The 19,288-nt window shown below is 54.3% G+C and carries 16 protein-coding genes; 8 read left to right on the top strand and 8 right to left on the bottom strand.

Annotated features, from left to right (window positions below):
• The first annotated feature begins 104 nt into the window (after positions 1–104).
• Positions 105–1,469 (top strand): serine hydrolase domain-containing protein, encoded by a 1,365-nt coding sequence (locus PS2015_RS01945; RefSeq protein ID WP_058020588.1) that lies wholly within the window; start codon positions 105–107, stop codon positions 1,467–1,469.
• Here PS2015_RS01945 and PS2015_RS01940 read toward each other — a convergent pair.
• The 3 genes from PS2015_RS01940 to efp all read right to left on the bottom strand — a co-directional run bounded on the left by PS2015_RS01940 (position 1,444) and on the right by efp (position 3,370).
• Positions 1,444–1,764, bottom strand: coding sequence for a hypothetical protein (locus PS2015_RS01940; RefSeq protein WP_058020587.1), 321 nt, complete (start codon positions 1,762–1,764; stop codon positions 1,444–1,446). The two genes, PS2015_RS01945 and PS2015_RS01940, sit on opposite strands and share 26 nt — an antisense overlap.
• A gap of 65 nt (positions 1,765–1,829) precedes the next feature.
• Positions 1,830–2,795, bottom strand: coding sequence for an EF-P lysine aminoacylase EpmA (gene epmA, locus PS2015_RS01935; protein WP_058020586.1), 966 nt, complete (start codon positions 2,793–2,795; stop codon positions 1,830–1,832).
• A gap of 5 nt (positions 2,796–2,800) precedes the next feature.
• Positions 2,801–3,370, bottom strand: coding sequence for an elongation factor P (gene efp / locus PS2015_RS01930; protein ID WP_058020585.1), 570 nt, complete (start codon positions 3,368–3,370; stop codon positions 2,801–2,803).
• A gap of 100 nt (positions 3,371–3,470) precedes the next feature.
• On the opposite strand from efp, the gene epmB reads away from it, so the two are divergent.
• Entirely contained in the window at positions 3,471–4,466 is a 996-nt protein-coding gene (gene epmB, locus PS2015_RS01925) for an EF-P beta-lysylation protein EpmB (RefSeq protein ID WP_058020584.1), read from the top strand.
• Positions 4,438–6,561 carry an EAL domain-containing protein gene (locus tag PS2015_RS01920; RefSeq protein WP_169792257.1) on the top strand — a complete coding sequence of 708 codons (2,124 nt, stop codon included), beginning with the start codon at positions 4,438–4,440 and terminating at the stop codon, positions 6,559–6,561. The genes epmB and PS2015_RS01920 overlap by 29 nt, the downstream gene beginning before the upstream one ends.
• Here PS2015_RS01920 and parC read toward each other — a convergent pair.
• Together parC and PS2015_RS01910 are read right to left on the bottom strand one after the other, a co-directional pair.
• The gene (gene parC / locus PS2015_RS01915) at positions 6,521–8,770 is read right to left on the bottom strand and encodes a DNA topoisomerase IV subunit A (RefSeq protein WP_058020582.1); all 2,250 of its coding nucleotides are present in this window, start codon (positions 8,768–8,770) and stop codon (positions 6,521–6,523) included. The genes PS2015_RS01920 and parC overlap by 41 nt on opposite strands.
• Before the next feature lie 66 nt (positions 8,771–8,836).
• Positions 8,837–9,982: an ATP-binding protein gene (locus PS2015_RS01910; protein WP_237113354.1), complete on the bottom strand. Its 1,146-nt coding sequence runs from the start codon at positions 9,980–9,982 to the stop codon at positions 8,837–8,839.
• Between the two features lie 160 nt (positions 9,983–10,142).
• Here PS2015_RS01910 and PS2015_RS01905 point away from each other — a divergent pair, with 160 nt between their 5' ends.
• Positions 10,143–11,261, top strand: coding sequence for a PA0069 family radical SAM protein (locus PS2015_RS01905; protein WP_058020581.1), 1,119 nt, complete (start codon positions 10,143–10,145; stop codon positions 11,259–11,261).
• A 36-nt stretch (positions 11,262–11,297) separates the two neighbouring features.
• Positions 11,298–12,059: an exodeoxyribonuclease III gene (locus PS2015_RS01900; RefSeq protein WP_058020580.1), complete on the top strand. Its 762-nt coding sequence runs from the start codon at positions 11,298–11,300 to the stop codon at positions 12,057–12,059.
• Between the two features lie 18 nt (positions 12,060–12,077).
• Here PS2015_RS01900 and PS2015_RS01895 read toward each other — a convergent pair whose 3' ends face one another.
• Complete coding sequence (locus PS2015_RS01895) at positions 12,078–12,776, bottom strand: hypothetical protein (RefSeq protein WP_058020579.1); 699 nt, start codon at positions 12,774–12,776, stop codon at positions 12,078–12,080.
• Positions 12,777–12,877: 101 nt separating this feature from the next.
• On the opposite strand from PS2015_RS01895, the gene PS2015_RS01890 reads away from it, so the two are divergent.
• From PS2015_RS01890 to PS2015_RS01880, 3 genes are all read left to right on the top strand, one after another.
• Positions 12,878–13,372: an SRPBCC family protein gene (locus tag PS2015_RS01890; RefSeq protein WP_058020578.1), complete on the top strand. Its 495-nt coding sequence runs from the start codon at positions 12,878–12,880 to the stop codon at positions 13,370–13,372.
• A gap of 66 nt (positions 13,373–13,438) precedes the next feature.
• On the top strand, positions 13,439–14,608 hold the full coding sequence (locus PS2015_RS01885) for a phosphatidylinositol-specific phospholipase C1-like protein (RefSeq protein WP_082627904.1): 1,170 nt from the start codon (positions 13,439–13,441) through the stop codon (positions 14,606–14,608).
• Between the two features lie 35 nt (positions 14,609–14,643).
• A complete protein-coding gene (locus PS2015_RS01880; protein ID WP_058020576.1) occupies positions 14,644–16,380 on the top strand; it encodes a calcineurin-like phosphoesterase C-terminal domain-containing protein in 1,737 nt (578 codons plus the stop codon).
• On the opposite strand, the gene PS2015_RS01875 is transcribed toward PS2015_RS01880, so the two are convergent.
• Both PS2015_RS01875 and PS2015_RS01870 read right to left on the bottom strand, forming a co-directional pair.
• Positions 16,355–17,590 carry a saccharopine dehydrogenase family protein gene (locus PS2015_RS01875; RefSeq protein ID WP_058020575.1) on the bottom strand — a complete coding sequence of 412 codons (1,236 nt, stop codon included), beginning with the start codon at positions 17,588–17,590 and terminating at the stop codon, positions 16,355–16,357. The genes PS2015_RS01880 and PS2015_RS01875 overlap by 26 nt on opposite strands.
• A complete protein-coding gene (locus PS2015_RS01870) occupies positions 17,587–19,245 on the bottom strand; it encodes a class I adenylate-forming enzyme family protein (protein ID WP_058020574.1) in 1,659 nt (552 codons plus the stop codon). Before PS2015_RS01870 ends, PS2015_RS01875 begins: the two co-directional genes overlap by 4 nt.
• Positions 19,246–19,288 lie beyond the last annotated feature (43 nt).

Here is a 19,288-nt window from a genome sequence, read left to right as displayed (position 1 = left end):
CGTGCTGTGTGGTCTTTAAATAAAGTCTAGTCCAGCTCAGTGTCGGTCGCCAAAAAATTTATGCCATAATCAGGGCTCACCCAGCCGTGGCCGGAGCGTTTACTATGAAAAAAATCCTGATTACTGCTGTCGTTGTTGTTGTCATTGCACTGGCATCCAGTAACGGCATCACGCCCGCCTATCTGGCCGCCGCCCCGGGTGTGGCGTCCGGCATCGGTGCAAAACTCCTGTGCAGCGCCCGCTACGTCAGCGGTTTTTCTGAACAGCAGTCGCTGGATGATCTGGTGCAGTACTCGCCACTGCTGGAATACCTGAACATTGAATTTGATGACAACCTTAGACAGGTCCATGCGTCTTTGTTTGGTATGGCGCCCAGGACCGCCAGTTATGTCGAAGGTATTGGTTGCTACAGTGATTTTGACGGGTATCCAGAGCGCGCCTCCTACCAACAAACCCTGCCCATGCCGGTATTCACCAGCCACTGGCCGCACGGCTCACGGGTGGACACCATTAACCATGCATTACAGTCGCAACTGGATCAAATGATCAGTTCGGACAATAGTCAGGGCTTGAATACTCGCGCCCTTCTGATTGTTAAAGACGGCCGCATTGTTGCTGAGAGTTATGCGCAGAACGTGAATCCGGAAACACCCGTGCTGGGCTGGTCCATGGCCAAAAGCCTGATGGCCGTGATGCTTGGCAATCTGGAATATCGGGGCATTCTTGATACCGGGATGCAACCGGTCTTCCGGGAATGGAGTCACGATGAGCGCAGCACAATCACCCTGCAGAATCTGCTGACCATGACCGATGGTCTGGACTTTTCTGAGCAATACAACCCGGGCGATGACGCCACCGCGATGCTGTTTACTGAACCGTCCTCGTCAGATTACGCCATACGTCGACCACTGAGATATGAGCCGGGCGCCCGTTTCAATTACAGTTCCGGCACCGCCAATCTGTTGTCGCGCGTTTACTTTGACCATACCGGAGCCACATTGTCAGACAGCCTGCAGGACTATCGTCAGCACATCGCAACACCAATGAGTTTTCAGCACTCTGTCTTTGAGACGGATGCAGCCGGCATCCTGGTTGGCAGCTCCTATTTTTACGCCTCGGCCCGGGACTGGGCTCGCCTGGGGCAGATGATGTTGAATGGTGGCGTATTGAACGGAGCCCGTATTGTTAATGAAGAGTGGGTGAGACGTGCCACCACGCCCAATAACTCAGACAATAATCGGGCCTACGGCTATCAATGGTGGCTGAACCGGGGTAACCGCTCACTTCGCTGGCCGGATCTGCCGGCTGATGCTTATGCAGCACAAGGCAATCGCGAGCAGTCCATTACTGTGATGCCGTCGCGGAATATGGTGGTGGTCCGTCTTGGCTGGACGTCAGGTCGCTACCCGATCAATGACCGGGTCGCAGAGATGCTGTCCTGGTTTACTGAGGAACCCCGGGGTCTTTGACAAATGACAGCTCACAGTGGGAGCACCGCCGCCGGAAGGGATTCAAAAAGTAGTGTTTCACATAGAATTGTTGATTACATCGCGGACAGCGCGTGACTGCCATGCCAATGCCGAAAACAGCATAAATGGCCATGTAGGCCAGCATCAGCCAGGTAATATCCTGACCGTTATCCAGCAATCTGGTCACTGCCAGGACATAGAGTGGGAATGTTAAGAAGCACACCATGAGTCGGGTGCGGGCACGTTTAACATCGTGCAGTTCAGTACCATACTGCTGTTCTTCTTCTGGGGTCATTCAGCTACTCTGACAAAATGTGGGCAATTTAAGCATAGGCTCCAAGCCTATCATGCCACCAATGATCATGCATTCCCGGCTGTGAAACTGATAACCTGATCAATCTGTATTGCATCCAGCGCCAGCATCAGCAGGCGGTCAAAACCAAGCGCCACACCGGCACAATCAGGCAGCCCGGCGTTTAACGCGGCCAGCAGGCGTGTATCCGGCGGGTAAACCGGCAGACCTGTCTGCCGACGCACCTCATTATCTGCCTGAAAACGTCGTGCCTGCTCATCAGCATCAGTCAGTTCCAGATAGCCGTTGGCAATCTCCATGCCGTTTACAAACAACTCAAATCGCCTGGCCAGCAGCGTTCCATCGGAGTCACGGCGGATCTGCGCAAGAGCAGCCTGGCTGGCGGGAAAGTCGGTGACAAACACTGGCTGCAGTAATTGCGGCTCTATCACCGCAGCCATCAACAGATTCAGGGCCTCATCACGATTCAGATGCAGACTCGGCGATGCCGTTTTTTGTCGCGCCAGCGCAATCAGCTCGTTATCAGCCACCTTAAATGGATCAACCGACAGGTGCTGCTGAAATAACTGCCGGTAACTGCTACGTCGAAAATTATGCAGAGGCAATCTATCGACGGACAAACAGGATCGCAGCAAAGCCTCAACCTCCTGCATCAGGTCCTGTTCATCAAACCCCGGCCGGTACCATTCCAGCATACTGAACTCGGGGTTGTGGCGGCTACCACACTCATCACGCCTGAATGCCTTGCAGAGCTGGTAGATAGGCCCACTGCCGGCGGCCAGCAGCCGCTTCATGGCAAACTCGGGCGAGGTCTGCAGGTAGCGGATAGCGCCGGGGTTCAGCTCCACCGCTATACTGTCCAGGTGAATATCGGTCCCCGAACTCTGGCAAAGAAGTGGTGTTTCAACTTCCAGCACGCCGCGCTCAGCAAAAAACTGCCGCACGCAGGCCAGCATCGCCGCCCGCTGGCGCAGATTGTCCAACGGCGCTGCAGGCTGCCAATCAGCTTTCATGAAGATCAGCGCACGCGGTTCTGGTATTCGCCTGTGCGTGTATCCACCCGCAGCACATCACCAATATTCACAAACAACGGCACTTTCACCACCGCACCAGAGGTCAATGTCGCCGGCTTGCTGCCGCCCTGGGCGGTATCGCCTTTCAGGCCGGGGTCAGTTTCGGTCACTTCCAGTTCTACAAAGTTCGGCGGCATGACATTGATCGGATTACCGTTGTAGAGGGTCACAATGTAGGTCTCTTCTTCTTTCAACCAGTCTATGGCATCGGACATGGCGGCTTTATCAGCCGCATACTGCTCGAAGCTGCCATCGGTTTTCATGAAGTGCCAGAACTCGCCATCGCTGTACAGATAGGACATATCTGTTTCCATGACGTCGGCGCCTTCCAGTGACTCACCGGACTTGAAGGTCCGCTCCCACACCCGCCCGTTCAGCAGGTTGCGAAGTTTGACACGGTTGAAGGCCTGACCTTTGCCCGGTTTTACGTATTCGTTTTCCAGTATGGAGCAGGGATCGCCTTCCAGTAGCACCTTGAGACCCGGTTTGAATTCGTTGGTTGAAAAAGTAGCCATCTTTATCCTCGCTTAAATAACTCTTCTGCCAGCCCCGCTCTACGGTATAACATGGCCGACCATTGATTACAGACCCCGACTTACCGGATTACCGCTTACCATGCTGATCGCCAAAACGACCAGTTCCTGGCAAGAGCAACTGTCAGATCTGATTACAGACCCCGCCGAGCTGCTGCGGGAGCTGGGTCTGAATGCCTCCCTGCTCAATATGCCTGCAGAGGTTCTGGACGGATTCCCGCTCAAAGTCCCGCGTGCATTTGTCCGCCGCATGCGGCCCGGAGATGCCAACGACCCCTTGTTGCGACAGGTATTGCCATTGACTGAAGAGGGCGATGATACCCCCGGTTTTGACTTCGATCCACTTTCAGAGACCGATTTTAACCCGCGGGCCGGCATTCTGCATAAATACGCCGGTCGTGTACTGCTGTTAGCCGCCCCGCATTGTGCCGTGCATTGCCGCTATTGCTTCCGTCGGCACTTCCCCTATCAGGATAATGTGCCCGGCAGACAGAGCTGGGAACAGAGTCTGCAATGGTTGGCGGATAACCCCGACATCCACGAAGTGATTTATAGCGGCGGCGACCCGCTGGCGGCCAACGACAAATACCTGGCATGGCTGACAAATCGCATTTCAGAAATTCCACATATCGGCCGATTACGTATACATACGCGCACACCGGTCATGATCCCGGCACGGGTCACTGATGAGTTGCTGAGCTGGATGAATGAGACACGGTTGCAGAAGGTGATGGTAGTGCATGTTAATCATGCCAACGAAATAGACGATGAGGTGCTGACTGCCATGCAGAAGCTGAAATCAGTTGATGTACAACTGCTGAACCAGAGTGTGCTGTTGCGGGGCGTCAACGATTCAGTCGCAGCACTGAGTGCTCTGAGCGAGCAACTGTTTTCTGCAGGTATCCTGCCGTACTACCTGCACGTACTGGACAAAGTCAAAGGCGTTGCACATTTCGATGTTACCGATACCGAGGCAAAACGCCTGCACAAAGCCCTTGTTAATCAGCTTCCAGGCTACCTTGTACCCAGACTGGTCCGGGAAATTCCCGGTGAAGCATCCAAGACCGGACTACAATAAGGGCATGGATAATCCTTCCTGTCACATACTGATCAATCGGGATGCCGGCGATCGCGCCACCCGGGTAACCGGTCTGCTTGAACGTGCCGGCCTGAAGCTCAAGGTGCAAGAGTTTGCAGGTGGACATTTGCCTGATGAGGTGCCGGGCAGTGACGTGCATGACCTGATACTGTTATTTACCGACGCCTCAGTTCAGGCCTGCGAAACTCTGTTACGTCAGTTACGCACGGCCCGGCGCGATATACCTTGCCTATTGATCTGCCGCTCACCGTCGCGCTGGCTGCCCATGCTGAGTCTGGGCGCAGCCGGGCTGGTGAGCGAGTCTCAACTGGAGACTGCCAGTGGTCAGGTACAGTTTGTTTATCAGGTGAACCGTGAACTGGAGCAACTGCGCCTGCGCCGCGAAGGTCGCCGTGCAGCCGGCAATGTCCGCGAACTTTATCAACGTCTGCAGTTATTCATCGACAACACCAGCGATGCTGTAGCGACTTTGCAAAACGGACTGCACCTATCCGCCAACCCCGCCTGGCTGACTTTTTTTGGCTTCAGATCATTACCTGATGTCTTTGCGGTTCCGTTTTTGGACCTGGTTGCAGATGAAGATTCGGAAAAGGTTCGCAGTTTTTTACAGCAGCCATTCAATAACGGTGTTCAGCGCTGCGAATTCACAGCAATCCGCCGCGATGGCAGTGAAGTGCTGGCTGCGCTGGACGGTGCCGCAATCAGCATCAATGGCTCACAAAGCCTCCAGTTGATGGTGCAGACAGCAAAAGGCAATATCAAACATGAAAATGCAGTACGCAGCGCATTGAGTAAAGATCTGCAAAGCGGCCTGTTAAACGAACCAGGCTTCGAGCGCGCCCTGAACCAGGCCATCAGCGCGGCTGTGTATCAAGGCAGCAGCAGTGCCGTTATCCTGCTGACTGCACCACAGATGGCGGAAATTCTGGTTGTGCTCGGCAAAACCGATAGCCACCTGCTGATGCGTGATATTGCGTCTGTACTGCAAGCCAAGTGTCCGCCACAGAGTGTGATTGGCAGACTGAATGACGGCGATTTCGCGGTACTCCTGCCGGATGCTGACTCAGAGGCCTGCATGACATTGCTGTCGAGTCTGGATTGCCTGGAGACCGTGCTGCAGAGCATGGCGCCGGCAGACATGACACTGGCGTTTCACTGCGGCGCAGCAATGATCAGTGATGAAGCCCCCGATGCCGAGACCTTGTTGGTCCGGGCCAGGCAGCATCTAACCATCCGCCGCCACACTGAACGCAATGGCCGCGATAACAGTACCCTAAGCTCAGACTCACAAACACTGGAAGCGCTGCGCCAGGCGATGCAGGATGAGAACCTCCTGTTGGTTTATCAGCCCACGGTCAGCCTGCGCGCGGATGAGCGCGAGCACTATGAGGTTCGCATCCGGGTACCCGTTGCTGACCGGCTTATTTACCCCGAGGAGTTCTTGCAAGCCGCCATCCAGCACGGCTACGGCGAACGCTTGGACCGCTATGTGCTTAGCCACGCCATGAAGACCATCGCCTCACAAGAAAACACACAATTGCGACTGACCGTTAATTTGACGGCCAACACCCTGTTGAGCAAAACGTTTCCGGTCTGGCTGTCGCACGAATTAAAACGCCAGAATCAATCGCCCGGTCAGCTGATATTACAGCTCAATGAGCTGGATATACTCAGCGCACCAAATGAAGCACGGACTTTGTGCCAGACGCTCAGCACAATGGGATTTGAACTTGCTATCGCGCGTTTCGGTTGCAGCCTGGATCCATTCCGCCTGTTGGGAATGGTCAGCGCCGAGTTTGTCAAACTGGACCGATCATTGTTGCAACACATCGATCTGGACAGTCAACAACGTGAACGCCTGCACGATGTTGTGAGTCATCTGCAGGCGCAGGGCATTCGGGTCATAGCACCGCTGATTGAGGATATCGAGCTACTGCCACTGCTCTGGCAGGCCAATATCAACTACGTGCAGGGCAACTGTTTGCGCCAGCCCTCAGAGCAGATTGAAACCGGCCTGTTTCGCGAGCAGGAGGTCAGCCTGCCTCAACCCGGTCAACATTCTGAAAGCCTCTAGGCAGCTTGTTACCACGGCGCCCCCGTTCACCGCGGTAATGTTCCAGATCTGAGGGTTTCAGAGTCAGGTGACGTCGACCCGCGTATACCGTAACAGAGCCATCAGCAGGCAACACTGTCATGGAGACCACAAACTCCAGCCGGTCAGCCACCCGCCCGGACGGAATGCCAATAATCTTGTTGCCTTTGCCACGCGCCAGCACCGGTAGCTCAGCCACCGGGAAGCACAACATACGGCCCTCATTGGTTACCGCGACCAGCAGATCCGTATCAGGCTGCTGCACCAGCACCGGCGGCATGACCCTGGCCCCTTTAGGCAGACTCAGTACAGATTTGCCCGCCTTGTTCTTTCCCTGCAAATCACCCACACATGCAATAAATCCATAACCGGCATCGCTGGCCATCAGCACCGGCTGCTTGTCATCCGCCAGCAGCACGCCTTCAAAACTGGCGCCGGATGGCGGTGCCAGGCGGCCTGTGAGCGGTTCGCCCTGCCCACGTGCCGAGGGCAGCGTATGCGTTTGAAGACTATAAGCGCGCCCCGTGGAGTCAATAAACACCGCCTGTTGATTGCTTTTGCCGCGGGCTGCCACTTTGAATCCGTCGCCGGACTTGTATTGCAGCGCCTCAGGATCAACATCGTGGCCTTTAGCTGAGCGAACCCAGCCATGTTTGGAGAGCACTACCGTCACAGGCTCGGAAGCAATCAATTCAACCTCACTGAATGCCTGCGCTTCGGAACGCTGCACCAGAGGTGAGCGGCGGTCATCGCCGTATTGCTCAGCATCAGCCATCAACTCTTTTTTGATCAGGGTTTTCAGCTTGCGCTCTGAGCCCAGCAGACCTTCCAGGGTGTCCCGTTCAGCGGCCAACTCATCCTGCTCGCCGCGGATCTTCATTTCTTCCAACTTGGCCAGATGGCGCAGTTTCAACTCAAGGATAGCTTCCGCCTGTGTATCAGTCAGGGCAAATCGCTCCATCAACACCGGCTTGGGTTTATCTTCTGTACGAATGATGTGAATCACTTCATCAATATTCAGGAAGGCAATCAGCAGGCCTTCCAGAATATGCAACCGATCCAGCACCTTTTGAAGACGATACTGCAGGCGTCGGCGCACCGTTTCGGTACGAAAAACCAGCCATTCCTGCAACAGACTGCGCAGATCTTTTACCCTGGGCTTGCCGTCAGTACCAATCATATTGAAGTTAACCCGATAGGTTTTCTCCAGATCTGTGGTAGCAAACAGGTGCAGCATTAACTCATCGGCATCGACGCGATTAGAGCGCGGAACAATCACAATACGGGTAGGGTTTTCATGGTCCGACTCATCACGCAGATCCACCACCATGGGTAGCTTTTTCTTTTGCATCTGCGCGGCAATCTGCTCCAGCACTTTGGCACCTGAGACCTGATAAGGCAGGGCCGTGATCACTACATCGCCATCTTCTACCCGGTAGACTGCACGCGCCTTGAGTGAGCCACGCCCGGTCTCGTACATATTCACCAGATCAGCAGCAGGTGTCACTATTTCGGCTTCAGTGGGAAAATCCGGGCCTTTTATATGTTCCATCAGGTCCGAAAGACTGGCCTTGGGCTCATCCAGCAATCGCACACAGGCACTGACTACTTCACGCAGATTATGTGGAGGTATATCAGTTGCCATACCAACAGCGATACCGCTGCCACCGTTTAGCAGCACGTTAGGAACACGCGCCGGCAGCATCGCCGGCTCTTCCAGCGTACCGTCAAAATTTGGTTTCCACTCCACCGTACCCTGTCCCAACTCCGACAGCAGCAGCTCCGCGTATTTTTGCAGACGCGACTCAGTGTAACGCATCGCCGCAAAGGACTTGGGATCATCCGGCGAGCCCCAGTTGCCCTGACCATCGACCAGCGGGTAACGATAACTGAATGGCTGCGCCATCAGTACCATTGCCTCATAACAGGCCGAATCGCCATGCGGATGAAACTTGCCGATGACATCACCAATCGTCCGTGCCGATTTCTTGAATTTTGCAGAAGCCTTCAGACCCAGCTCGGACATCGCATAAATAATGCGTCGCTGCACGGGTTTCAGGCCATCGCCGATGTGCGGCAGTGCCCGGTCGTTGATCACATACATGGAGTAGTTCAGGTAGGCCTGGCGGGTATAGCTGCTAAGTGCAATCTGTTCCGTGCCATCCTGGTTAAGGGTGATGTTCATGCTCATACGTTATAGGGTCTTCTGATAAAAATTGCAGCTTTTATAGCATATTCAATGGGGGCAATGACATGCTCAGGGTGCTTTCGAAAAATCAAGGTGCGTCAGAAACGCCATTGCAGGCTGCACTCTCTCACCTGTAGGATATGACTTCGACTGGCGAAGCTCACCTACCACCTGCACTCGTTGTAATTCCGACTCTGCCAGGATCTTGCGAAAGTTGGAACTCAATACGCTATCTCGCCATTTGACTTCAATTAGCCACTCCGGGTCATGACCACGCATCACCATGAAGTCGATCTCCTGATTGTCCTTATTTCGGATATAGTGCAGCGAGAGTTCTTCGCCACACACATCAACTGCGCGGTGTATCTCTTTCAGCAATCCGCAGGCAACCAGATTCTCCAGTTTCACGCCCTGATCACCCTGAACCATGCCATTGTCATAAAAATAGTACTTGGGCTCTTTCAAAATGGCACGCGCCACATTTCGATGATAGGGGCCAACCCGGAAGATGACATATAAGTCCTCAAGTAATTTAAGCCATTTCTGAATCGTAGCGGGACTCTTCTGAAGATCCTGCGCCAATGAATTCACGGATACCCCGCCGCCTACCCGGCTGCGCAACATTTCAATCAGGGTTTCTATGGATTGAATATCCCGAATGGCGGTCAGAGTCAGCAGATCCTCACTTAAGATGACATCGACATGGGAGCGCTTCCACCGGTTGTAGTAACTCTGACTTCCTTTCAAAAATGGTTCAGGGAAGCCACCCACGCTCATTAATCGGTCAAAGATCTCGCGCGACGATAACTCCGTCACCTCGGTAGCTTCGCGCATATCCAGAGGATGCAGCCGAAACTCAAAATAGCGGCCAGCCAGAGAATCACCAGTTTTACGGAAGGCCGACAGCCTTGCACTGCCCGTCACCAACAGGGCGGGGGGAATGCCTTCCACATCGTATACACCCTTGAGCCATCGCTTCCAGTCTGACATTTTGTGTAATTCGTCAAATATCACCATAGGGCGTCGACGATCCCAGCTTTTTTCAAGCAACTGCAGGCGATGCTCCGCCAGATCATAGTTCAGATAGTCATAATTCGGCATGATGCGGCGGGCAAGCGTCGTTTTTCCGCATTGGCGCGGCCCCGTCAACAGAACGATCTTGTGCGCCAGCTCCTGCCGCAGCGTCTGCTCCAGATATCTTGATATTCCAACCATAAAAGCCCCGCGCATGAGAACAAATGACCCGACTATTTTTCACTCTACTGGCAAATAGTCAAGACTATTTATCAGTAGAGTGAAAAATAGTCGGATTTGACACGGTCGTGCTGTCGCACCTAATATACTGTGCATTTGTACAGCATAGCAGACTGCCATCATGTCAGACCAGTCGCCTATCAAAGGCCGCGGTGCCACTACTAATATGCAGGGGCGCTTTGAACACCAGGTGCGAGAGGTGTTTGACGACGGTTGGGAACGGCATAATGATGATACCGACCCTGCATCCCGCCCACCGCAGACACAAATCACTGAAGAACACGCCAAATCCATATTGACCCGCAACCAGTCGCCGGACCTGCCCTTCCATGTGTCCCTGAACCCGTATCGCGGCTGCGAGCATGGCTGCATTTACTGCTTTGCCCGGCCCACGCACAGTTATCTTGAACTGTCGCCGGGCCTGGATTTTGAGACACGACTGTTTGCCAAGGTCAATGCCGCCGATCTGCTGCGGCGCGAGCTGGCCAGCCCGGCCTGGAAACCAGAACCAATTGCCCTGGGCGTTAACACCGATGCCTATCAACCCTGCGAGCGGCGCTATGGCATTACCCGACAAATCCTGGAGGTAGCGCGCGAATGCCGGCAACCTATCGGCGTGATAACCAAGTCGGCCCTGGTGGAGCGGGACATCGACATTCTGAGCGATCTTGCGCAGCAGCAACTGACCGTGGTTGCACTGACCATCACAACCCTTGATCACAGCATTGCCCGCACACTTGAACCTCGCGCCGCATCACCCACACGGCGATTGAAAATCATGGAAAAATTAGCGGCCGCAGGCATCCCGGTCAGCGTCAGTGTCGCCCCGATCATTCCGTTTGTGACTGACCATGATCTGGAAAAAATCCTCAAATCTGCTGCTGAAGCCGGTGCACAGTCAGCAGGATATGTCATGCTGCGTCTGCCCTGGGAAGTCAGCCCCCTATTTCAACAGTGGCTGCAGGCATATTTCCCCGATCGCGCCGAACGAGTGATGAATCGTGTGCGAGACTTAAGTGGCGGTAAAGATTATCAGGCTGAATTTGGCAGACGCATGACTGGCGAAGGCATCTGGGCCGATCTGATACGCAAGCGGTTTGACGGTGCTCTGAATAAACATCGACTAAAAGAACGTCGCTCCGCCGACTTTGCCGGGCTGGATTGCGCAAGGTTCCGTCGTCCACTCACGGTGCCCTCCGGCAGCACAGAAAATACACCCCGACAAATAGATATGTTTTAATTGCGCCGGGCAAAATGAATACAAGGATCCATCTTAATGCGACTGATTTCCTGGAACGTTAATGGCGTGAGAGCCGCCGTAAAAAAAGATCTGGTCAGCTCCGTGCGACAGATGCAGCCTGATGTGCTCTGTCTGCAGGAAACCAAGGCGCAGGATCACCAGGTGCTGGAGGCTCTGCAGGATCTGAGCGACTATCACATCACCCCATATTCAGCTGTGCGCCCGGGTTACTCAGGCACGGCCGTCATAAGCCGTCAGAATCCGATCGCTATCCAACAGGGACTGGGAATTGAAGAACATGATCAGGAAGGTCGCGTCATCAGTGCCGAATTCGACAGGTTTTTCCTGGTCACTGTGTATACCCCCAACTCAGGCAACGGACTCAAGAGACTCGATTACCGGGAGCGCTGGGACCGCAACTTTCTGCTGCATGTACAATCGCTGGAAAAGACCAAGCCCGTGATCATCTGCGGTGATCTGAACGTCTGCCACCGTCCGATTGATATTGCCCGCCCACAGGCCAACTACAACAAGAGTCCTGGATACACACAGCGTGAAATTGACGGCATGGACAGACTGATTGATGCCGGGTATGTCGACAGCTTCCGGCAGTTTTATCCGGACACCGTCAAATACAGCTGGTGGAGCATGCGTGCCGGCGCCCGTGAGCGGAACATCGGCTGGCGGCTGGATTACTTTCTGGCATCGGACGCATTAAAAGACAAACTGCACAATGCCGCGATTTTGAATGATGTGTTCGGATCTGATCATTGCCCGGTGGTGCTGGAAGTGAATTAAAGAAGATGTGCTGAAAGTTCAGCGTGCTTCCTTTATTATCACCATCACGTCACTGTCGGCACGATTCATAACCCGGTAACCTTGCCCTTTTTTAATTGCGGCCCAATCGCCAGCCTTTAACATTTCAACAGTGACCCCATCATCACGCACCAGATGTACAATGCCCTCACCAATCTGCACAACAAACGCCGGATTACTGTGCACTATCTCCGCACTTTCATTGCCAGCAGGCAAGCCCAGCCGCCAGGCACGAAACCAGTTATTTTCCAGCTCAGGCTCCTGATTTATGCCCTCTGGCAGATCTTTTGAATTTTCGGAAACACCTTCACCGAAATTTGCCAGGGCAATAATACGAAACAATCCCGGTCCGGGGTTATTGACCCGGTGCGTAAACGGCTCATCAACATAGGTGGTCACACTGGATAGCCGACCGTTTAATGGCCCCTGACCATTGGAAATGAAGGTGTACAGGATAGCAGAGTCATGCGTATGCGGCAGCGTGGTGTCGCCGGGGTTAATCTGCACATCCAGCAAACGGTAGGTATCTGCATTGAACACGGTACGGTGACGGGGCTCATCGAGAATATGTACAACACGCACGGGGTCGGACAGCCCTGCAAATTCTGCCGGAGTACCCTCATTACTCTGGGCAGCCGCCAAACCGGCGCCGGTTCCAGCTAATACACTCAGAAGCCATGCCTGTCTAAGAATATTCATGTGCCGCCCTCTTGTTATTTTTATCAGCATAATTGCATTCACCAATAGTACACAATTCGGGCATAATGCCCACACCTCATTATCACAACAGGATAACAACAATGAAAAAATATCTGCTGGCGTGGCTGGCTGCACCTCTGCTGCTGGTCTCTCCTTTGACACAGGCCGACGCCGAGTACGTGACCGTCAAAATGGAAATCGACGTTAATCGCTCTGCCGAGCAGGTCTGGGCCAGGGTCGGCGATTACTGCGCCATCAGTGACTGGCTGGGTATCGACTGCACCATTTCTGAAGGTGACGGCGGTATCGGCACCGTGCGCGTGCTGGCCGGCGGTCGCATCACCGAAGTGATGGTCGCTCAGACTCCCTTGTCTTATGGTTACGCTCAACCGGCCGTGCAGGGCGAGTTCTACAATCTGTACCATGGATTCATGGAAGCACGACCGACAGGCGCCAACAGTTCAAAGTTGCTCTATACATTGATACTGGACGTGTCCAACCTGGCCGACCAGGCCGCCAAGGACACCGATATCGCCCGTCGCAGGGCCACGTTTGAGCGCGCACTGGGCAATATGAAGGCGATGGCTGAAGAGTAAGTCTGTCTTAAAACGGTCGCATGATTAGCCCAAAATAACGAGACTACCTCGTATCGGAGAGAAATCATGCGCCCACCGGGTATTCAAGCCGTTTCCACGCTGACGCCACTCCTGATTTTTGCACTATTGGCGTGGCCAAAGACCCATGTCTCAGCGCAAACAGGATGCGCCGACAGTAACTTGCCGGGAGACTGCCTGCGCCTCAACCAGGTACAGGTACTGGGCTCACACAACAGCTATAAGCGCTGGCCTGCTGAGGCGTTGATTGAGGAGCTGAATGCCTATCGCCCGGACTGGGCCCGCGATATCACCTATGAACACCGCCCATTACAGGAGCAGTTGGAAACACTGGGACTGAGACAATTCGAACTGGACGTATTTGCCGACCCGCTGGGAGGCCACTATGCCGATCCGGCAGGCGGCCTGCTGGTTGACGACCCGACGCTTGAAACCAATCGCGCAATCATGTCACAGCCCGGATTCAAAGTATTGCATTCCCAGGATCTGGACTACCGAACCACGTGCCTGACCTTGCAGGACTGCCTGAGCGAAATCCGCAACTGGTCCATTGCCAACCCCAGTCACCTGCCCATCATGATCATGCTGGAATTGAAAGATGCACCCCGCCAAAACTGGGGGCCTATAACCTACACCACTCCTGTCAGTTTTACGGAGCAACTGGTTGTCGATGTAGATGACGACATCTGGGCCGTTTTTGATCGTGAGCATGTGATCACACCGGACGATGTGCGCGGCCAGTCCGACTCTCTCGAACAGGCGATTCTCAACAATGGCTGGCCCACGCTGGCGCAAAGCCGGGGCAAGGTATTGTTCGCCATGGACAATACAGGGCGGCATCGAGATCTGTACCTGCAGCAGGCCCCGGGCCTGGAAGGGCGCGCCATGTTTGTAAGCATGAACCCCGGGCACCCGACGGCCGCTTTTATCAAGATGAACAACGCCATCGATGACCATGAGCAGATTCGCGACAATGTTGCACGTGGCTATCTGGTGCGCACCCGCTCGGATGTGCCGTCGCACGAAGCAAGGACCGGCGACACCACGCGCAGGGAGCTGGCGCTGGACAGTGGCGCGCAGTACATCAGCACCGATTATGCTGAGCCGTCACCCTTTGGCTCGGGCTATCAGGTTGTGCTGCCGGACGGCCCGGGCCATGCGCGGTGCAATCCGGTGTCAGCACCAGCCGGGTGTCAGGCCGACTGGTTGTCTGAATGAGCTGCTTGTCTATAAAAGTATCAGGAGTTATAACCATGAAGCATTCTCATCGCTCCATCTCTAATCACACACTCTCCTGTTACACGACAGGCCTGCTGTTACTGACAGTCTGGCTGGCATCAACGTCCGCATTGGCTCATGACGACCATACTCATTACGTTCACTATGGCTGCGGAACCAGCAATCCACACCATGAAACGGCACGCGGGACCGTTTTTGTCGACAACAATGGCAATGGCATTCTGGATGCCGGTGAGACAGGCGTTGCCCGCGTAAGCGTCAGTAATGGCTGCGAGGTCGTGCTGACTGATGACCAGGGCCGCTACGAGATTGACCTGGCACCTGCCAGTATCCTGTTCATCAGCCAGCCGGTGGGCTATCGGGTACCCGTGGACGATACTAATGTGCCACGATTCTTTTATCTGCACTATCCAGAGGGCACACCTACGCAAACAGCCAACGGCAGCATCGAGTGGCGCTGGGATGTAATTGAGCCAACAGGGCCCATGCCCTCGCGCATCAATTTTGCGCTGTTGCCCGCGCCCGATGTTGGCATACAGTTTGATGCTCACGCCTTCGCTGACACTCAGGCTCGCACCGAACTGGATCAGGATAAGCTGCGCGAGGATCTGATCAATCCGCTGATCGGCAATCCCTACGACGTAGAATTTGGCATTACCGTTGGCGATGTGGTCTTCGACAACCTGGCTCTTTACGAGCGGCACAAAGCCATGATGGCACTGATGGACATTCCGCAGTGGTACCTGCCGGGCAATCACGATGTTAATTTCGAGTCACCCGATGCCCATCTGGCCAACGAGACCTACAAACGTCACTTTGGCCCGGTCTACTATTCATTTAATGTGGGCAATGTTCACTTTGTAGCGCTGAATAATGTGGAGTATGCTGGTGCCGATCAGCGCGATTATCGCGGTTATATATCGGAGGACCAGCTGTACTGGCTGCAGCGCAATCTGGCGAATGTGGATCGCAACAAGCTCATTGTGATTGCCACCCATATTCCGCTGATATCAGAAGCCGTTGATGAAAACGGGACTTATACTTCCGGGCCATCAACCGTCAATTTTGATCAGCTGATTCAATTATTGCTACCCTTTGAACATGTCTATGGCATTGCTGGGCACGACACCAGCAACAGCTGGAAAGTGGAAATCAACCATACCCACAACTGGACCGGACAACCCTGGATTGCGCACACACTGGCCGAGGTCCGCGGTAACGGCTGGCACACCGGGCCTGAAGATCTGCGTGGTGTGAACGATGCCATGATGCAGGACGGCAATCCCAACGGTTTTTATGTGCTGCGCTTTAATGATGTGAACGTTGTGCCTGAGTTCATTCCCTTTCCATTTGGTCCGGATGCCGGTCAACGGCTGCGGGTGATGCTGGATCCGCCGCTGCAGGCTGTAGAGGGTGACAGCATCAACCGGGGCACCCTGCAGACGGACACGAAAGTGGTGGTTAACCTGTTTGATGGCGGTGCGCGAGATGAGGTCAGGTTGAGCCTGAACGGCGGCCCCGCAACGTCTATGCGTTATACCGTGCGAACTGACCCCTATGTGGAGCGCGCGCACCAGCAGCAGTTGGACACACCAGAAGCGCTTGGAAGACCGCATCTGTCAGCGCATATCTGGGAGCTGGAGCTGCCTGCCTCGCTCGCGCCGGGCATCCATCGCGTCACCATCACTACCCGCGATGAATTTGGTCAGGAGCACAAAGCAAACTTCAGCTTTGAGGTGCTTCCGCACTGACAGGGTCTGTACTAAAGCGCATGCCCGCATGCTGTTCCAGACGCTGAATCAGATGATTACCCAAGGCCGACGCCGGTGTCCAGAAACCACCGGCCACCTTGTCCCGATCGATGTCCCGAGACAGACAAAGCGCTGCTTGTCCAAGCATACGTGCAGTGGCGCCATATCCCGGATCCCGTTCACCGTAGACAAAGGTACGTATTGTCTTTCCTCCGGCGGTGTGCCCGACAAACACCAGATCAAAAAAGCCTGTGCGTTGCATTTCCGGGCTGGGGCCTTCGCCCGGTTTGGGCAGAAAACGCCCCATTAACCAGCGCAAGGGTGGCAGCGCGAATCCCAGCATCATCAGGGTCTGGCCACGCGCAGTACGTTTGGCCCGGCTTTGTCCTTTGGCATCGCCCCCTGTCATTACTGCTTCATCATAAAGAAAGTCCTGACCCCATGGATATCCGAGCAGCGCATTAGAGCGGTGTACTACCCGCGTGTTGATGCCTTCCATGACAAACGGCGCAATCCAGCTATCAACATCGTCATCACGGGCTGCCGTGATTTTGTGTTGCCGCACAGCAGGTTTGTTATCGGGCGGGCATAGTGAGTACGGATCCTGTAACTCACGGCGCAAGGCCGGATCTGCCGCGGCCTCCTTTGCCACGTTCATCATGCTGGCGACAGTACCCCCGGAAAATCCGCCCTTGAATTTGCGCACACGCATTTTGACATGCTGGCATGGCGCATCCAGCTCTTTTTGCGACTGTTGCTGCAAATACCAGACACCCAGATCAGATGGAATCGAATCGAAACCACAACAGTGTACGATGCGCGAACCACTCTCTTGAGCCTGCGATTCATAGCGCTCGATCATGCGACGAATCCACTGCGTCTCGCCGGTCAAATCGCAATAATCAGTTCCGCTTTCAACGCAGGCCTTTATCAGCGGTTCGCCATACAGTGCATATGGCCCCACAGTAGAAATAACGACATCCGCTTCCTCGCAGAGCGCCTTTAGCTGGGTCTCATTGGCGGCATCAGCCAGTCGATATTGTGGTTGGTGCGGACCACTCAGCTCCTGCTGCAGCTTCTTCAACTTCTCTTCAGAGCGGGCAGCCATCAGCCAATTCAGAGAGCCATCCTGATTTAACTCATGAAGATAGCGACACAGGATCTGACCCACAAAGCTGGTTGCTCCGAAAACAATCAGGGGTTTGCTCATTTTCTTAATGCCTTTTTGTCGACCTTGCCCACTGGTGTCAGCGGGATCTGCGCAACAATATGAATGTATTTTGGCACTTTGAAGGGCGCCATGGTATCGCGACAGTAGGCCAGTATTTTTTCCTTCACGGCTGCATCGCCGCGCTCACGACCGACTTTCGAAAGCTGCACATACAGGTTGACGATATCGTTGCCCGGGCGCTCCTCATCCGGGGTACCGATCACGGCTGACAGCTCAATTTCCTCCAGTTCTTTGAGCTTGTTTTCCACCTCAACCGAGAACACCTTGTAACCGCCGACAATCAGCATGTCTTTGGCGCGGTCGCAGATGGTGATATAACCATCCTGATCTTTTTTAGCCACATCACCCGTATAAAAATAAGTTTTCCCATCAAAGCTGCGCAGCGCTTTGTTGCTCTCCTCGGGTAAGCCGAGATAACCCCGGAACACTTGCGGACCTCGGGCAATCAGTTCACCGGGCTCATCGACCGGCATTTCATGCTTGCCGGTTTCGGCATCAACAATACGAATATCCGTACCGGGCAATGGCAAGCCAATGGTGCCCGGTCGCGCCCGGCCTGGCGGATTCATGGTCAGTGTCGGGCTGGTCTCGGTCAGGCCGTATGCTTCGCAATACTTTCCCTGGCCAATGATTTCTTCCACTTTGCGTATCAGTTCAACCGGCGCCGGCGCTGCACCCGACACCGCGATCTTCAAACGTGAGAAGTCGACCTTTTTAAACAGCGGTTCTTCCAGCAGCATCTGATACAGGGTTGGCACATTGCCCAGCACGGTGGGCGGATGTTTCAACATCGCCTGACAGAATGATTTAACATCTCGCGGATTCGGCACAACAATCATCAGTGCGCGTTTTCGCAGCCCCATAAACAGCGCACTCAGGCCGGCAATATGGAACCAGGGCAAAACTGTGGCGAAGGTCTCCTTACCGACATCATAACTACTCACCGTTTCATTCTGGATCACATTACTCATAATGTTATGCAGAGATAGTTCGGCGCCTTTTGGATTACCGGTGGTACCGCCGGTGTACTGAATCATGAAGACATCTTCCAGGCGGCAGGGTTCAAACACACGGCTGTTATTGGCTTTTTTGACATCGGGCCAAAAGTTGACTGTACGAATATGAGTCAAATCTGGCAGCTCTACCTTTGGCACCTTGCCGGTTACACCGGCCAGCCACTTTTTCCAGCCAGGCAGAAAGTCAATGGGGCCTGTTGTCATGACCGCCTTGACCGTTGGCAAACGTCCATCCAATTTGCTGGCTAACGGTGCAAATAATTGATCCAGAGAAATCAGTAAGCGGATATGCGCATTGGCGACCTGATAGACAATCTCATCCGCTTTGAGCAATGGTGAAACTCCTGACGCCGGACAACCCAGCTTGGCAGCCGCCAGCAGACCAATGACATACTGCGGGCTGTTGGGCAGATGCAGGCCAATGACGTCCCCACGCTCAATACCCAGTTCACGCATCCTGTTGGCCAATCGATTGGCCAGATCATTAATCTGACTGATTGTCAGTGTTACACCCAGATAGTAGAGGCAGGGGGCATCGGGCGCCTCAGCAACGTGACGTTCCACAATCTCCGGAATAGACTCGTCCGGAACCGCGGGCATGTTTTGCAAATCAGACATTGCTACTTTCCTCCCTCACAATAGGCCTCGGAATAAACAGGTC

It is taken from the genome of Pseudohongiella spirulinae (assembly GCF_001444425.1).
GTDB classification, from domain to species: domain Bacteria; phylum Pseudomonadota; class Gammaproteobacteria; order Pseudomonadales; family Pseudohongiellaceae; genus Pseudohongiella; species Pseudohongiella spirulinae.
The sequence above is the reverse complement of the archived record's forward strand: the minus strand, read 5'-3'. Positions and strand labels throughout refer to the sequence as shown.

Coding starts and splice junctions, on each gene's coding strand:
- PS2015_RS01885 (WP_082627904.1), top strand. CDS start 13,439: ATGCGCCCACCGGGTATTCAAGCCGTTTCCACGCTGACGCCACTCCTG.
- epmA (WP_058020586.1), bottom strand. CDS start 2,795: ATGAAAGCTGATTGGCAGCCTGCAGCGCCGTTGGACAATCTGCGCCAG.
- PS2015_RS01895 (WP_058020579.1), bottom strand. CDS start 12,776: ATGAATATTCTTAGACAGGCATGGCTTCTGAGTGTATTAGCTGGAACC.
- PS2015_RS01940 (WP_058020587.1), bottom strand. CDS start 1,764: ATGACCCCAGAAGAAGAACAGCAGTATGGTACTGAACTGCACGATGTT.
- parC (WP_058020582.1), bottom strand. CDS start 8,770: ATGAGCATGAACATCACCCTTAACCAGGATGGCACGGAACAGATTGCA.
- PS2015_RS01905 (WP_058020581.1), top strand. CDS start 10,143: ATGTCAGACCAGTCGCCTATCAAAGGCCGCGGTGCCACTACTAATATG.
- PS2015_RS01900 (WP_058020580.1), top strand. CDS start 11,298: ATGCGACTGATTTCCTGGAACGTTAATGGCGTGAGAGCCGCCGTAAAA.
- PS2015_RS01875 (WP_058020575.1), bottom strand. CDS start 17,590: ATGAGCAAACCCCTGATTGTTTTCGGAGCAACCAGCTTTGTGGGTCAG.
- PS2015_RS01880 (WP_058020576.1), top strand. CDS start 14,644: ATGAAGCATTCTCATCGCTCCATCTCTAATCACACACTCTCCTGTTAC.
- PS2015_RS01890 (WP_058020578.1), top strand. CDS start 12,878: ATGAAAAAATATCTGCTGGCGTGGCTGGCTGCACCTCTGCTGCTGGTC.
- efp (WP_058020585.1), bottom strand. CDS start 3,370: ATGGCTACTTTTTCAACCAACGAATTCAAACCGGGTCTCAAGGTGCTA.
- PS2015_RS01945 (WP_058020588.1), top strand. CDS start 105: ATGAAAAAAATCCTGATTACTGCTGTCGTTGTTGTTGTCATTGCACTG.
- PS2015_RS01910 (WP_237113354.1), bottom strand. CDS start 9,982: ATGGTTGGAATATCAAGATATCTGGAGCAGACGCTGCGGCAGGAGCTG.
- PS2015_RS01870 (WP_058020574.1), bottom strand. CDS start 19,245: ATGTCTGATTTGCAAAACATGCCCGCGGTTCCGGACGAGTCTATTCCG.
- epmB (WP_058020584.1), top strand. CDS start 3,471: ATGCTGATCGCCAAAACGACCAGTTCCTGGCAAGAGCAACTGTCAGAT.